The organism is Mesorhizobium sp. P170090 (assembly GCF_057786115.1).
The window spans coordinates 2,038,919-2,054,157 of the sequence record NZ_JBYNWH010000001.1; the positions used below are offsets into that span (position 1 = coordinate 2,038,919).

The window sequence follows — 15,239 nt, forward strand, 5'->3', positions numbered from 1 at the left end:
CAATCGCGCCGTGCCGCACGGTCATTGCAGCATGTGGGGTCGAGTCGGATCAGGCCGGGGGAAAACCTGCTTGTCGCGCAGGAGCCCCGCGCCCCAGCAAGCCGCCTTGCGGATTCCTCCTCTGCCCGCTGAGCAGACGGGGGAGACCCCTCCGCCCCCTTGCACTTCGTTGCTCGCCGCTATGCAGAGGACAGGCGACCTGATCTGGCGGCAGAGGCGGTCGGGCTGAACATGGAACCCGTGATGGACACAATTGCCACGCGAAGTCTCATGCTCGCCTAACCGGCCGGAACGATTTGCAATCCGGGCAGACTCGACAAAAGGAGGAGTAGCTCGTCTGCGTCCAAGCCAGACAAGTCTTGGTTCCTAAGGGCGCGATACAAAAGGCACAGGCTGGACTTGGCTGCCGGGGGCGGGGCTTGTCGACCGCTCGATTGAAAGTGAGATGCGAGGCGGAGAATCACCCAAGTGCAGAGCGGCAAGGCGCTCGCCTACCTCCCTGTCATTCACCGTTAGCCGATGGTTTAGACGAAGATAGTCCGTCCATGTCGGCGTGCGGAATGTCTCGGTCCAAAGCGTCGACTTCTGAAGGTCGCGCTGGAGGGTCCAGTCCCGCGCACCGGCGCGGCTCTGAACGCGCCGCCTTTCGCGCATGCAGCTCAGAAATTCATCGATACTCTCTTCGAGTATCGAGTACTCCACCTTGACCACGATCGGACCGCTCCTGGGCCTCAAAGGGAGGGCCAGTTCTGGTGGCCTGAAGTCGACGGCCGCTTGATCCGATTCCTCCCATAGCCGCACCGGCAATAGCTTTCCCACAGCCGCGGCCAGCAACAGTGCCGCTGCAGCACCTTCCAAAGCCCACGTCAGCGAATAGTACTGCGCGACAGCACCCCAGATCCAGCTGCCCGCTGCCATGCCGCCGTAGGTAAGGGCGTAATAGATGGACAGGGTGCGACCAACGACCCACCTTGGGCTTGCCAACTGCACACACACGTCGGTTCCGGTCCAGGTGACGACCCAGCCAGCGCCACCGATTGCAAGCGCGATCGCCGCCACAGCCACCGACGATGTGAGGGCCATCAAAAGGCAGCACGTTGCGCAAGCAACGGATGCGAGCGTGATCAATCGGTTCTGGGACGTAATGCGTCTCAAGTAGCTGCTGCCAATGCCGGCTATGAAGGCGCCTGTGCCGAAGCCAGCCAATAGCACGCCGTACACAATTGGCCCTCCCGCCAGCTGGTCGCGAACCAGGAGGGGGAGCAGAGCAAGGATCGAGATGCTTGACAGCCCGAACAGGGTTGCACGCACGATCGCCACTCTGATCTCTGAGGATATTGCCGTGAATCGCATCCCATCATGAATGGCCGTAGCCATCCGCTCGCGCGGAAGAGGCGAAGAGCGAACTTGCCACTTTGAGCGCAGAACAGCGCTCAACGGGACCAGGTCACTGAGCGCAGCGAGGGCGAAAGCCGTAAGGGGGCCCAGCAAAGCTAAGATTACACCGCCCAGCGCCGGTCCTATGCTCCGAACCACGTTGTACCCCACCGACATCAGCGTCACTGCGGCGGGTATGTCGCGCTTCTCCAGGATATCGCCTACCGAGGCGTGCCAGGCTGGATCGTTCAAGGCAAAGCCGCATCCGGCCAAGAAACTCAGTCCCAGGATCAGCCATGGACTAACAAAGCCCAGTCCCACAGAGAGTGCCAGCGCCGTGGATGCCAGTGCGATAAGGCAGTGTCCGGCAAGCATCACGCCGCGGCGGCTGAAGCTGTCTGCAATGGCTCCAGCAAGGACCGACAAGAAGAACGCGGGCAGTGTCGATGCAGCCTGCACGAGCGCAACCATTAGATCGGAGGCTGAAATCGTGGCCATGAGCCAGCTTATAGCCACGCTCTGCACCAGCCAGCCAAGGCTGGATATTTGCGTGGCTGTCCAGATAGAACGAAAGACTGGGTTGTGAAGAGGGATCAGTGTGTTTGCCGCAAAGCGCGGAGGATCTTGACGCAGCATCACTTCTCACCTCCCCTGGATGTCGTTCTTCCGCTCATTCTGCAGCGGTGCGCTCTCTGCACAGCCACAACGAAGGTCCGAGATCGCGCTCGCAACAAGGACAATGTGGCATCCACGGTGCTGATGCGCGTGGTACCAACCGGGCCGTTAGCTGATGGGTCCCGCAGCCCGCTGGGTGCGGTCAGTTCTGCCCTGCGACTCTTGGCTCGGGACGGTGCTAGCGCCCCGATGGCCGGCTTGTCAAACTGCCGTAGTGCCAGCACATCCATCTCATCTGTTGACCGCGATCTCCGACGAGGTCCAGCAGCAGTAGGTCAACGGCAAATCTGGGTATTTGCGCTTCCGGTCGAGGGCGTGGCCATCGTCCGGAAACCCGAAGACGTTCATCACCCAGGCGACCACACGCCCGCGACACGGCGGTAGCGGTTCACCAGAGGACCTGCGTTCTACTCAGCAGGAACATTGTTCTACCGATGGTCGGCTGCGCCAGCCGCCACGTAAAGCGTCGCCATCGTCATTGGACTCCCGCTTTGCAGGTTTCGCCTAGGGCCTGCATCAGGTCATCGATAATGTCCTGAGGATGTTCAAGCCCTACAGAAATTCGCAGCAATCCGGCTGGCGCTTTGGACTTCGCACCTTCAACGGATGCGCGATGCTCTATCAGAGAATGCGTCCCGCCAAGGCTTGTCGCCCGGACAACAATCTTCAGGCGGCCGGCCACGGCCATTGCAGCATCGGCTCCGCCCTCGACGATAAAGGATAGCATCGCTCCGTAATGGCTCATTTGGCGCGTAGCAAGATCGTGTCCCGGATCAGTTTGCAAACCAGGAAAGAGCACTTTTTCGACGCGCGGATGAGACGCCAGGGCCTCGGCCACTTTCTGGGCGCCTTCGCAATGGGCGCGCATGCGAACCGGCAATGTCTGCAGGCCCCGCAACGCCAGCCAGCAGTCGAAGGGCGCTGCGACGCTGCCCTTGTGTTTCTGGACCATCCGCAATGGGTGACCGAGGGGTGACGCGTTTGGGACAATGACGACACCGGCCATCAAATCCGAGTGGCCGCCAATGTACTTTGTCGCCGAGTGGATCACCGCGTCTGCCCCGATTTCGAGTGGCAGTTGAAGCACTGGGGTGGCCCACGTATTGTCCACCACCGCCAAGGCGTCTGCCTCGTGCGCGATTGCGCAGATGGCCGCAATGTCGACAACGCGGATCATCGGGTTTGACGGCGTCTCGACCCAGACGAGGCCAGTCCGCTTCGATGTCACCGCCGCGCGCAAAGCGTCCAAATCGCGCATGTCGACGGGGGCAAAGTCGAAGCGAGACCCAATGTCGGTCTCTTCGATCAGCGAACGAATGCCGAAATACATGTCATCCGGCAGAACGATCCGACCCCCCGACGGATGGCTCTCAAACACTGCAGCGATTGCGGCCATGCCCGACGCGAACGCGATGCCGTCTTCCCCTCCCTCAAGCGTCGCCATGGCCGCCTCGAACGCATTGCGTGTCGGATTTCCATCCCTTGTGTATTCGAAGCCGGACGGAAATGACCCGTTGGCGCCTCGTTCGAACGTCGTGCTGGTGTGCAGCGGCATGGATACGGCCCCCGTGGACGCGTCGACACCTCGGCCGCAGTGGATCGCCTTCGTCTCAAAACGCATCGGTTAGTTCCTTCCTAACGGGCAGTTGCAATTTCGCGCCGGTCATTATACTGACCGCAATACGTGAGCCGAGGACCCAAGTCAATATAATGACCGATGTTACAACAGCGTTTGATGCCGAGCAGGCGCTTGGGCAAGCGATAGCTGCCCGGATCCGAGACCTGAGGCGTGACCAAAACCTGACCCTGGATCGCCTGGCCAAACTAAGTGGCCTATCGAAGGGAACTGTGGTCGCGCTGGAGCAGGGTAGGGCGAACCCCAGTATCGGCATACTGTGTCGGCTGGCGGCGGCGTTTTCGCTCTCGGTGGCCGATTTGTTGAACGAGCACCCTTCCACGGTGCGCCTTCCCATCGAGCGGACAGAGACCAGGAGGCTTTGGACGAGCGCCAAGGGAAGCTCTGCGCAACTGCATTCGTCGACCTCGGGACGCACGATGTTCGAACTGTGGAGCTGGGTCATGATGCCGGGCGACGTGTTTTCCGCGGATGCTCATAGTCCGGATACGCGCGAGCTGATCTCGGTCAGTCAGGGTGCCCTGAGCGTTGTGGTAGGTGCCCATGTGGTAATTTTAAGCGAAGGCGAGAGTGCGCGGCTTGTCACTGACCAACCGCACTCATATGCGGCGGCATCTGATGTGCCCGCCCACTTCACGATGGCGGTGCTTGAGCGTGGTGGACACCGAGATCCGGGGCATTCGTCGACGGCAGCGAAGATTTAGGGGCCCGTTCCGTAAGATTTCGCCGATCACTAACAGCCGCCATTCACGACAGGAGATTTAGCGTTGTACGTTCCGCCCCATTTTGCCGTCCCCGATCAGAACGCCCTGTTCGAGCTTATCGAGAGACACCCGCTCGGTATCCTGGTCACCCACAGCAAAGGCATCCTCGACGCGAACCACGTCCCCTTTGAGCTCGACCGCTCGAAGGGAGACAAGGGCGTCCTCAATTGCCATGTTGCCCGCAAGAATCCAGTCTGGGAGGAAGTCGCCAATGGCGATGAGGTTCTCGTAATCTTCCGTGCGGCCGACGCTTACATCTCGCCGAACTGGTATCCAAGCAAGCATGAATTCCACAAGCAGGTGCCGACGTGGAATTATCTCGTCGTCCATGCCCACGGACGCATCACTGTCCGGGATGATGAGCGGTATGTGCGCCGCAACGTGGCGAAGCTCACTCATGTGCAAGAAACCTCGCAGCCGGTCCCATGGAAGATGGGCGACGCGCCGAGGGACTTCATCGACACGATGGTCAAGGCAATCGTCGCCCTGGAGATCGAGATCACCGGCCTGGTTGGAAAATCAAAACTCAGCCAGAACAAAGAGGTGCGCGACATTCAGAACCCTGGTGAAATGCTGCGTGCCCAAGGGGCCATTGCGATGGGAGAAGCGATGCTCGCGGCTGCGGCGGCCAAATCCCAATAGCATGTGTCTTGTCCCGACAAAGCCGCTGGTGCCGGCTTCCGACGGGTCACCTAGCCCGCCTTGACGCACGGCAATAGCTTTTGACGGCCTGAAGCGACGCTGTGGTCACCGTTGTGATACTTTTCCACGCGCCTGGTCAGGCGGCAGGATTGCTCCGTCGTGACCGACGGGTTCGTTTCAGGCGCCTGCGCCCCCTCGTATGTCGGCGACCAGCCGCGCAGCGGTTTTGAATGAGGCGCAATCGCACGCGTTTCGAAGCCACGTACTTGGGGCGGCAAGCTCGACCATGCGCTCGACGCAGCTCCAAGTGCGGCGCCGTCAACGATCTCCTTGAACCTGCGGAACTTGCCCGAAAGCACTTCTCTTACGGGAGATGATTGGCTTTGTCGCCGAACCGACTGATGGAGATGGTGGCGGCGCCGCCGTAGCGATCAGACCCGCCTTGCAGCGCAATGGCTACCCGGGCGCGACTGGGAGATCCGGGCGGGACTGTGGAGCTGAGGAGACGGAGCGGATCGGCATGGAGCCGTGACCGCTTGCGATCTGGCTCTGGAACGAGTTAAGGAAGCGCGGACTTCCGATCGTGTCAAGCGCCGCCCTCTCGATGATGCCGGACAAATCGGGCCGCCACGAGCGGCGGCCCTTGCTCAGATCGGACGGACCGGATGGTTTAAGCAGGTTCGCATCAAGAGCCACGGCACCTGTGTCGTGCGGGTGCTGCTGTCGGCACGTGACCTTCTCGTCAGAGTAGGCAAAATCGAGTAGAGAACGCTAGCACACGACCCATTCAATAGCATTCCTAAGCATACTGACCAGGGCGACCTCGACCCCCCTAATCACAGCGGTGAGCTCGCAGGCGGGGTCGATGAACACTATTGATTGGCCGAGCTTGAGCGGCATCTCTATCACATTGATAGCCTATTAGGCTGGTCCAGCGTTTGATCGGACCCATCATCCATCCGAGCAGCTTGGGAGGGATGCAGCCGAACCAGGCGCTGCTCCCACAGTCTTCGCAGGTCCTCCATCAGAGCTTCATGCTCAGCCTGATCCGGCGCAATTATATTGAGGTGTTCGCTTAACACGGCTTCGCCCTCAATCCGCATCAGCAGATTAAACAGGTCGTTTGAAATTCGCACACTGTCAATGCTGAAGTGGTTCGGAATAATCTCGCAGACAGTCTCCTGATGATCTCGCGCTGTGTAAGCACGGGTTTGATGGAGGGAGACTGAGGGAGGCAATGAAATCGCAAGCGCAGTCCAATCCTGCAGCGTTGCAGCCCGTTTTTTTACCAGGAAGGGCCCGACCACAAGTCCATCCAGCTCTGTCGTCAAAAATGTGGCAATCGCGTCTGCAACCGTATCCACGATCGGTTCAGCATTGTTGTTAAAGGACGTATTGAGCAGAATTGGAGTGCCTGTCCGCTTCTTGAACGCATTGATGACCTCCCAGTAAGCGGGGTTGGCATCGCGCGATACTGTTTGCAGCCGAGCCGTACCGTCGACGTGCGTAATGGCACCCAACAAGGCGCGCTTTGAGTCACGCACGCGAACGACGAAATTCATGAATGGAAATTCGTGCTTACCGTCCGGGAGGTCGAAAAATTCGCTCGCATCCTCTTCCAGCACAGATGGTGCGAAAGGCCTATAGCCTTCGCGCTTCTTGACCATGGCATTGATCCGGTCCTTGTTTGCAGCGGGCCGAGGGTCGGCAAGAATGCTGCGGTTGCCCAGCGCACGTGGCCCAAACTCCGAACGACCCTGCACCCAGCCGATCACGGCGCCGTTGGCGATCCAGTCGGCTGCACTGCTCGCTACGTCGTCAGAGCGTTCAACCTCGAGATGTCCGGCCCATGCATTCAGTTCCTGTTCCACGGCGCGGTCGCTCCCGAGATCAGGACCCCAATAGACCTCCTGCAGTCGCTCACGCGGCGCGGGGCGGCCCATCTCGTTAGAGACTATCAGCGCAGCTCCCAATGCGCAGCCAGCGTCGTGAGACGCGGGTTGCACGAAGATGTCTTCGAAAAGCCCTGAATACAGCAGCTTGCCGTTCATCGTGCAGTTGTGGGCTACCCCTCCCGCCAGACACAACCGCTTCATGCCGGTGGCCTCACGGTGGTGCCGGAGAATGTGGAACACGATCCGCTCAAGCGCTTCCTGCAGTGACGCACTCACATCTCGATGCTGCTGGGTGAAAGGCATTCCCTTTCGCCTGATCTCGATGTTGCGGAGCAACGCCGGACCGATGCGGTCGAGGTGAACACGGTAGCTACCGTTGGCGGAGAGCTCGTAGAACTGCTCGAAGAGCTCGCGATAGGGAGCGGGGTCGCCATAGGGCGCGAGTCCCATTACCTTATACTCGTCGAACAGGCCGTAGCCGAGACAGCGGATCGTCTCGAGATAAAACAGCCCAAGAGAATTGTCCTCCGGGAAAGCCTCGATTTGCGTAATTTCTGTGCCAGACCCTACCGCCACAAGGCCCGACAGGAAATCACCACAGCCATCAATCGCTAGAATGAGACTTTGTTCGAAGCCCGACATTGCAAAGGCGCTCACGGCGTGCGCCTGATGATGACCTACGAATGAAATACGTGAACTGTCCAACTTAGTGTCGAACTCACGCGCTAACAGCTTCTGCACCAACATTTTAGCATCCAACGGAATGGAGAGAATGTCCGGTTGGGAAGCGGACATACCTTCAAGCATGGCGTTGGCGTAGGTCTCGCTGGCGTAGACCGCGACACGATCAATGTCGCTGAGCTGAACCCCGGCCGTCGAAAGACAGTATTGAATCGAACCACTTGGCAGCTTGTTCGAGTGCTTGATTCGATTGAGGCGTTCCTCTTCTACGGCGGCTATCACCTTTCCGTCTCGGACGAGCACCGCGGCGCCATCGTGCATAAAGGCGTTCGGACGCTCGAATCGGTTTTCATGGACTTGGTCAAGTCCGCCGCTGATTCCTAGACACAGCATTTCTTTCTCCAAATAGTAACGGGAAGCCAAATTGGCCTACCTCGACTGTTTCCAACTAAATAGGCCGTGTTGTCGCCTGCAGCTGCGACCGCCCGTCCGGCATCAGCGGCATCGAAGAAAGCCTCATAAACGATCAATGAGATGTTTCGACTGTGACACCTACGGTGCCATCACGCCGAGAGCTTGGCTGGATCATCCAATCCTGAGCGGCTGCTGACATGTATCCGGCGCTGTCGTTTTCATCGGCAGAACCAACTTGCGATGCCGCCTGTTCTTGGGAAGGGCGGCCGTCGACGAATAACAGTACCGCCTCCTTGAACTGGCCCGATTTCATTCTCCGAAGCGACCATGGTCGCACCGCCCGACATTGTCGGCCAGTTGCAACTCACTTTCTCGGCACGACCTCCACTGCACGTCAGTGCGCATCGAAGATTTTCTCCTTTGGATTATTCCTAAGGCAGCTTTCGTCACGCGATAGAGCAGCGTGTGATTGGTGCGTGAGGCTCTTTTTTTGTCCATGCACGATTCCGGAAGAGTGATGAAATCGATTGTTTTGATCAAAGTCATCCACGCTATGAATAACAGCCGCAGCACATGCGTTTCAAAGCGCTTCAGGCTTCCCGGATGGCTACTCCGATGTGAAGCGCATGGCATTCCAAGCGCTCTGTCAACTAAACGATGAGTATCGGCGTCGACCCTCATTGCCTTCGTCTTCGTGACTCCCTGACAGCGGCTGGCATTGTGTTTGTAGGGCATCGGGCGAAGATCATGTCGATCGGCCATCTCGCCTGCCTATCGGCAAACCCTTGAACAATGATCCACGCACCAGCGCGATTGTGATCACGAGCGCCTCTGAGCTCGGGAGGTTCGGTTTTCTGAGGGTTCCTGGGTCTCCGAAGCGATGGAGGTAGCTAGCCTTCCTGGTGCTATACGGTTGTGCTCTTCATGGAGTGGACGCATTTGCGTCTCGAAAGCGGTTCTTCAGTGGAACCGGCGCCAAGGCCCGTCTGTGGTCGTTCAGAACACGGGGTGCCGTCTCCAAACCGGATATTGGAGCGGGCAGCCGCCGGAATTTGACCCATGGAGATGAGCGCCTGTCAGGAGGCGTTCGAAAACGGCGCGATCTTCATCGCGGCTGTTTCATGGTGTCATTCCTGACATGTTCTTTATAATCGGCAGCTTGCGGATAGTCTTGCCCGTCGCCGCCCGTAGCGCGTTGGCGACGGCCGGGCCGATCGGCGGCACACCTGGCTCACCAACTCCCGTGGGCGGCTCCTCGGACGGCACAATGTGCACCTCGACTCGCGGCATCTGCTCGATCCTGAGCGGTGTATAGGTATCGTAGTTCTCTTGGTCTACGACACCGCCCTTCAGGGTCAGCTCCTCCTGGAGGATCGCGCCTAACCCGAAGCCGATACCGCCCTCCATCTGAGCGCGAATCTGGTCAGGATTTATCGCGGTGCCGCAATCTACCGCGCAGACGACGCGGTCGACCTTGAAACCATTTTCATCGTTGAGGGTGATCTCCACCACATCGGCGACATAGGTCGAGAGGCTTTCATGCAGGGCCACGCCGCGGAAACGGCCTTCCGGCAGAGGCTTGTCCCAGCCTGCCTTCTCAGCAGCCACTTTAAGCACGGCGGCATGCCGTGGATGGTGACCGAGCATTGACAAGCGGAAGTCGACCGGATCACGGTTCGCAGCGGCGGCGAGCTCATCGATCAGGGTTTCCATCGCGTAAGCGGTGTGGGTGGAGCCTACCGAACGCCACCACAGCACCGGGATGTTCACGTCCGTGGTGGTCAGCTCGACCTTCAGGTTCGGGATCGCATAGGGCAGGTTGGTGGCGCCCTCTACGGAGGTTGGATCGATGCCGTTCTTGATCATCGCCGCAGAGGTCGAACCGACCAAGACCGATTGGCCCACGATGTGGTCATGGAGAGCGACGACATTGCCTTTCTTGTCGAGCCCCGCCTTGACTGCGTGCACATAGGCCGGCCGGTACCGCCCACCCCGCATGTCATTCTCGCGGGTCCACTGCACCTTCACCGGCTTGCCGCGTCCCAGTGCACGCGCTGTGGAAACAGCTTCGATAATGACATCTGCATCGAAGACCGCGCGGCGGCCGAAACTGCCGCCGGTCTTCATCACGTGCAGCCTCACCTTGTCCGGCGTGGTGCCGCCTACCTGAGCGGCAGCCGCCTGATAAAGGTCGGGCATCTGGTGTCCGCCCCAGACGTCGATGGTGCCGTCTTCGTTGATTCGGGCGGCCGCGTTGAGTGGCTCGATCGAAGCATGGACAAGATAGGGGAATTCGTAGTGCCCCTCGATGATTTTCTCAGCACTGGCGAACGCTGCGGGAGTGTTACCGTCGTCGCGCGCGGTGGCCGCGCCCAGATCGTCTGCTGCCTTGTTGTATTCGGCCATGATCTCGGCCGTGCCGCGCCCTTCGGCCTTCTCCTCGTTCCAGGTCACCTCCACGAGGTCGCGGCCCTTGAGCGCCGTCCAGGTGTCCCTGCCAACCACGGCAATGCCTCGCGGCGTCTGGACGACATCGACAATGCCGTCGAGTGCCTTGGCCTTGGTTGCGTCGAAGCTCTCGATCTCGGCGCCGAACTTCGGCGGATGGATCATAACGGCCGTCTGGAGTCCCTCCATCACGAGGTCGATCGTGTAGGTCTGCGCGCCGTTGGTCTTGCCGGCGGAATCGTAGCGCTTGAGGCTGTCCGATCCGATCTGGGCCCACTTGTCGCGCGGCTTTAGCGGCACGTCGTCGGCAACCGGCATTCCCGCTGCGGCTTCAGCCAGGTCACCGTAGCGCGCCTGCATCCCTGAGGCGTGCGACACGACCCCGGAAGCGACTTTGATCTCGCCGGCTGGCACATCCCACCGCTGCGCCGCGGCCGCCACCAGCAAGGCCCGTGCGGCAGCACCCGCCTTGCGGTAGCGTTCCCACGACGAACTCATCGACGTGGAGCCACCAGTTGCCTGTGCGGCCCCGCCCCAGGCGAGATTGCCGTAGAGCGCGGTATTGCCATATCCGCCGACCACGTCCACCTGCGCCCAGTCGCCGTCGAGCTCTTCCATAACCAGGGTGGCGATGCCGAAATAGGAGCCTTGTCCCATCTCGAACTGCGAGGAGTAGATGATGATTCGGTTCTCCTTTGTGATCTCGACATAGGTCTGGAAGGGGTTCGCCTGAACCTTTGCAGTAGTCGTTTGTGCGATGTCGGACGCCGCCAGCACTAGCCGGTAGCCCACGGCGAGGCCAGCGGTGGTGACGCCCGCGCCGACGAGGAACCGGCGGCGCGTGGGCCGCACGGAGTTATGCTTCGAGAGAAACTGCGACATGCCTCAAGTCTCCAGCCGGTTGGCGGTCTCGTGGATGGCCGCGCGGATGCGATGATAGGTGGCGCAGCGGCAGAGATTGCCGCTCATCGCCGAATCAATATCATCGTCCGACGGCTTAGGCGTCTCTGTAAGGAGGGCCACGGCCGACATGATCTGGCCAGACTGGCAATAGCCGCATTGAGGTACGTCGAACTCGGCCCACACGGCCTGGACCGTTTCGCCTATCTTGCCCGACACACCCTCAATGGTGGTGATCGAGGCTCCTTCGATGTCGCCGACTGCGGTCTGGCACGAGCGCGTCGGCATGCCGTTAACGTGAACCGTGCAAGCGCCGCACTGGGCAAGCCCGCAACCGAATTTCGTTCCCGTGAGTCCGATGACGTCACGGACCGCCCAGAGCAGCGGCATCTCTGGATCGACGTCGAGTGTTCGCGCCTCGCCATTGAGGGTAAAAGCGACCATTGCTTGCTCTCCTTGTCCTGAGCTGGCTATCTCGTTGAGCCTCCGCCCGCCTGGCAACCGAGCTCTTGTTGCTGAGGCCTAGCCGACCACACCCTAGGAACGCGCAGCTCAAGCAACAAGCCGCTAGGTTGGCGAGTTACGAGATCGTGAAGTGGGTCGTGTCGAAAGGCTGGAGGCAACTGAATGTCATTTTTTGGGCGGACAGGCCGCTTTAGGCTGGGTTACACGAGACTGGACATTCGGGTCGTCGCGAACATCGACCGCTGGTCGGCCGCGTCCGGCAGGGCCCTGATTGGCTACACGAAATGAAATGGGACGACTATCGATGGGGGCCTACCTCGACCCGCAACCTCCACGACTGGACCCTCAGGTTTCCGGCTATCGTCCCGGGCGGTGGCCGAGCTCGGCGCCTCGGACGCGATAATAGACGGTGAGGCGTTCGTCGTTGACCAGAAGGCTTGTCGCGCATTCCCAGTCTTCAGCGGGCTCTTGGCCGCGGCGGGAGACGTCAGGACCATGCTTGCCGGCTTCGACCTGCTCAAGATCGACGGCGAGGGTCTTCGCGATCGGCCACTCGTCGATCGGCGCAAACCGCTAGTTAACCTGCTGAGACGCCGCCAAACGGCATCGTTCTGAGCGACGAGATCAGCGGCGGCAGCGACATTCTCGCGCAAGTCTCCCAGTTCGGCCTCGACGGCATCGTCTCCAAGCTGCGTGTCAGTCCATATCGATCCGGCCGGCGCCAAGAATGGGTGAGACAAAATGCGTGCTGAGTGATGAGTTCATCGTCATCGGCTGCGAACCCGGCAACAGTTACGGCGGTCGGGAAGCGTGCTCTGGCGAATGTCGAGGACGGAAATCTGGTGTTCGCCGGCGGCATTGGCACCGGCTTCAATGCGCGCACCGGGCCGGAAGTAAAGCGCCGGCTCGATGCCATTCCAATGGATAAACCACCGATTCCTAGTTTGAAGGCGAACGGTGCGGCATGGGCGGAGTGCCCTGCGCAGTCTGTACCTCCGCAGTCGATTGTCGAGTTCGAAGGGGGTGTGATTGGCGTCGAGACCGCTCCAGCCATGGCTATCAGCACGCCGAGTGCGTTGTTTTCGATCAGTTCTCGAAATGAGCGGGTAAATACATGACACTTCCTTTCACTTGCCGAACGGGGTTTGCTGTTCACCGGCTGGCATCCGATGGCAAGCGTTCCAACGCGGCGGCGATCTGGCGCTTCGCTGCTGGGGGCAGAGGCAGGATGGGACGCGGGGGGTCGGCGCGGCAAATGTCGAGCAATTCAGCGAGTGCATAGACGACGCGAAGGCTCGAGAACTCCTTGAAGAGGCTCCAGATCGGGACCAGCGCGGCATCGATCCGTCGCGCTTCGGCCGCATCGCCCTGTTGCGCCGCTGTGACGATCGTCATGCAGACCTCGGGCAGGATGCCCGCGAGGACGCTGTACCATGTGTCGGCGCCGGCGATCATGGCCTCGGCGGCGTTCCAGTCGCCGCTGTAGCCAATCGAGAACCCTTCCGGCAGTGTGCGCCTCTGGGCGGTCAGGTGGTTCTTGATCGCATCGCTTTTGTCTGTCGGATTCTTGATGGCGACAATCCCAGCCACCTTTGCCAGGCGGCTGACAAGGGGTGGACTGAAATGGAAATGCGTCGTTCCTGGATTGTCGTAGACGACGATCGGCAGGCCACTTTCACGCGGCACAGTGGAGAAATGTTCGAACACCTCGTCATCAGTAAGCGGGGTGTAGGAGGCGGCGGCAAGCAAACCCGCGGCAGCTCCAAGGGCCTTGGCGTCCTGCGCGAGCCTCACGGCTTCGTCGGTGCGCAGCGCGCCTATACCCACCACGACCGGCATTCGCCCTGCGGTTTCGTCCAAGGTCTCGGCGAGCGCCCGCCGCCGTTGCTCCCGCGACAGATACATGTATGTGCCGGTGCTGCCGAGAAGACCGATTGAATGGACCTGAGCGGCGCCAAGCCGAGAAATCAGCTTGCGCAGACCAACGCTATCGACACGGCCGTCACGATCGGTCGGCGTAATGGGGAACGCGGAAAGACCGCTCAGGAATGCCATGGCAAGGCTCCAGGTTCATGCGTGAGCGCAAGGGTGGCCACACGACAGGTCATCATAAGCCGTCCAGACCCCGCCGCAGGTCTGCGATGAGGTCATCGGCGTCTTCAAGACCCACCGAGAGACGCATGAGGTCCTCGCCCACTCCATCGGCCAAATGGGCATCCTTGCGGATCGGCTGCCGAGCACGGGTGAGGCTTGCTGGATGATAGATAAGGCTGTCGGCATCGCCGAGGCTGACGGCGCGAGTGATCAGGTTGAGCCGGTCCATCATCAGGCGCGCTCCTTCGTATCCAGCGTGGAGGCCAAAGGCCAACATGCCCGATCCGTTGGACATCTGTTTTCGCGCCGTCACCTGATCAGGGTGCGAGTCGAGGAAGGGATAACTCACAAATGCCACTGCCGGGTGCGCTTCCAGCGCCCGAGCCACCGCAAGGGCCGTGGCGCTGTGCCGTTCCATGCGCAGCGTCAGCGTCTTCAGACCGCGCAGGATCAGGAAAGCTGACATGGGCGAGAGCGCTGCGCCGGTGATGTAGCGCAGGCCGGTTTCATGCAGCGTGCGGAGCGTTTGCGCGTCGCCGAGAAGCGCTCCGCCAAGGGCATCGCCATGACCATTGATGTACTTGGTCAGCGAGTGGAGCACGATGTCCGCCCCGTGCTCAAGCGGTCGCTGGAGCGCGGGCGAGGCGAAGGTGCTGTCGACTGCAACCCTTACACCGCGCTCGTGAGCGCGCTCGGCAATTGCCGCGATGTCGAGGATGCGGCTCAGCGGATTGACCGGCGTCTCGAAGAAAACCAGCCGCGTCCGCTCGGTGATCGCGGCATCGAGATTTTGGGGATCGGACAGATCGACCGCGACGACCTTGATGCCGAAGCGGGGGACCGCCTGTTCGACCATGGCAAGCGTGTTCGCATAAAGCGTCTTGTGGACGATGAGTTCATCGCCTTGGGACAGGAGCGACAGGATCAGCGTGCCGAAGGCCGCCATCCCCGAGGCAACAACCAGCCCCGCCTCGGCTCCTTCCAGATTGGCGAGCCGCTGCTCGAGGATCTCGGTCGTCGGATTGTATTCGCGCGCATAGAGCCGTCCACCAAGAGCGGCGGCGGCCTCGTTTGCTGCCACGCTTTCGAACCCATAGGTTGACGTCAGGAACACTGGCGGCTGGACGGCATTGGAAAAGCCGGCCGGATCGTAGCCATGATGGATCGCCCGGGTGGCAAATCCGGGGCTGGTGCGGTTGAGAGACCCCGTTGGAGCATCGGTTTCGGATTGATATTTGCGGGTCATTC

10 protein-coding genes are annotated in these 15,239 nt (G+C 60.5%); 3 read left to right on the plus strand and 7 right to left on the minus strand.

Features of this window, described 5'->3' with window-relative positions; genetic code table 11:
- Positions 1-366: 366 nt before the first annotated feature.
- Both AC3EML_RS09765 and AC3EML_RS09770 read right to left on the minus strand, forming a co-directional pair.
- Complete coding sequence (locus AC3EML_RS09765) at positions 367-2,013, minus strand: MFS transporter (RefSeq protein WP_352460367.1); 1,647 nt, start codon at positions 2,011-2,013, stop codon at positions 367-369.
- Positions 2,014-2,527: 514 nt separating this feature from the next.
- Complete coding sequence (locus AC3EML_RS09770) at positions 2,528-3,673, minus strand: trans-sulfuration enzyme family protein (RefSeq protein ID WP_352521968.1); 1,146 nt, start codon at positions 3,671-3,673, stop codon at positions 2,528-2,530.
- Positions 3,674-3,762: 89 nt separating this feature from the next.
- Here AC3EML_RS09770 and AC3EML_RS09775 point away from each other — a divergent pair, with 89 nt between their 5' ends.
- Together AC3EML_RS09775 and AC3EML_RS09780 are read left to right on the plus strand one after the other, a co-directional pair.
- Complete coding sequence (locus tag AC3EML_RS09775) at positions 3,763-4,392, plus strand: helix-turn-helix domain-containing protein (protein WP_488505190.1); 630 nt, start codon at positions 3,763-3,765, stop codon at positions 4,390-4,392.
- A gap of 63 nt (positions 4,393-4,455) precedes the next feature.
- Entirely contained in the window at positions 4,456-5,094 is a 639-nt protein-coding gene (locus AC3EML_RS09780; RefSeq protein WP_352445693.1) for an FMN-binding negative transcriptional regulator, read from the plus strand.
- A 905-nt stretch (positions 5,095-5,999) separates the two neighbouring features.
- Here the strand turns inward: AC3EML_RS09780 and AC3EML_RS09785 are convergent.
- From AC3EML_RS09785 to AC3EML_RS09795, 3 genes are all read right to left on the minus strand, one after another.
- Entirely contained in the window at positions 6,000-8,063 is a 2,064-nt protein-coding gene (locus tag AC3EML_RS09785) for a carbamoyltransferase family protein (RefSeq protein ID WP_352460404.1), read from the minus strand.
- Between the two features lie 1,140 nt (positions 8,064-9,203).
- A complete protein-coding gene (locus AC3EML_RS09790; protein WP_352460368.1) occupies positions 9,204-11,414 on the minus strand; it encodes a xanthine dehydrogenase family protein molybdopterin-binding subunit in 2,211 nt (736 codons plus the stop codon).
- 3 nt (positions 11,415-11,417) lie between these two features.
- A complete protein-coding gene (locus AC3EML_RS09795; RefSeq protein ID WP_023708041.1) occupies positions 11,418-11,876 on the minus strand; it encodes a (2Fe-2S)-binding protein in 459 nt (152 codons plus the stop codon).
- A gap of 776 nt (positions 11,877-12,652) precedes the next feature.
- On the opposite strand from AC3EML_RS09795, the gene AC3EML_RS09800 reads away from it, so the two are divergent.
- Positions 12,653-13,015, plus strand: coding sequence for a hypothetical protein (locus AC3EML_RS09800; protein ID WP_352460370.1), 363 nt, complete (start codon positions 12,653-12,655; stop codon positions 13,013-13,015).
- A gap of 34 nt (positions 13,016-13,049) precedes the next feature.
- On the opposite strand, the gene AC3EML_RS09805 is transcribed toward AC3EML_RS09800, so the two are convergent.
- Positions 13,050-13,952, minus strand: coding sequence for a dihydrodipicolinate synthase family protein (locus AC3EML_RS09805; RefSeq protein WP_352460371.1), 903 nt, complete (start codon positions 13,950-13,952; stop codon positions 13,050-13,052).
- A 52-nt stretch (positions 13,953-14,004) separates the two neighbouring features.
- A complete protein-coding gene (locus tag AC3EML_RS09810) occupies positions 14,005-15,237 on the minus strand; it encodes a trans-sulfuration enzyme family protein (RefSeq protein ID WP_023692489.1) in 1,233 nt (410 codons plus the stop codon).
- Between the last annotated feature and the right edge of the window lie 2 nt (positions 15,238-15,239).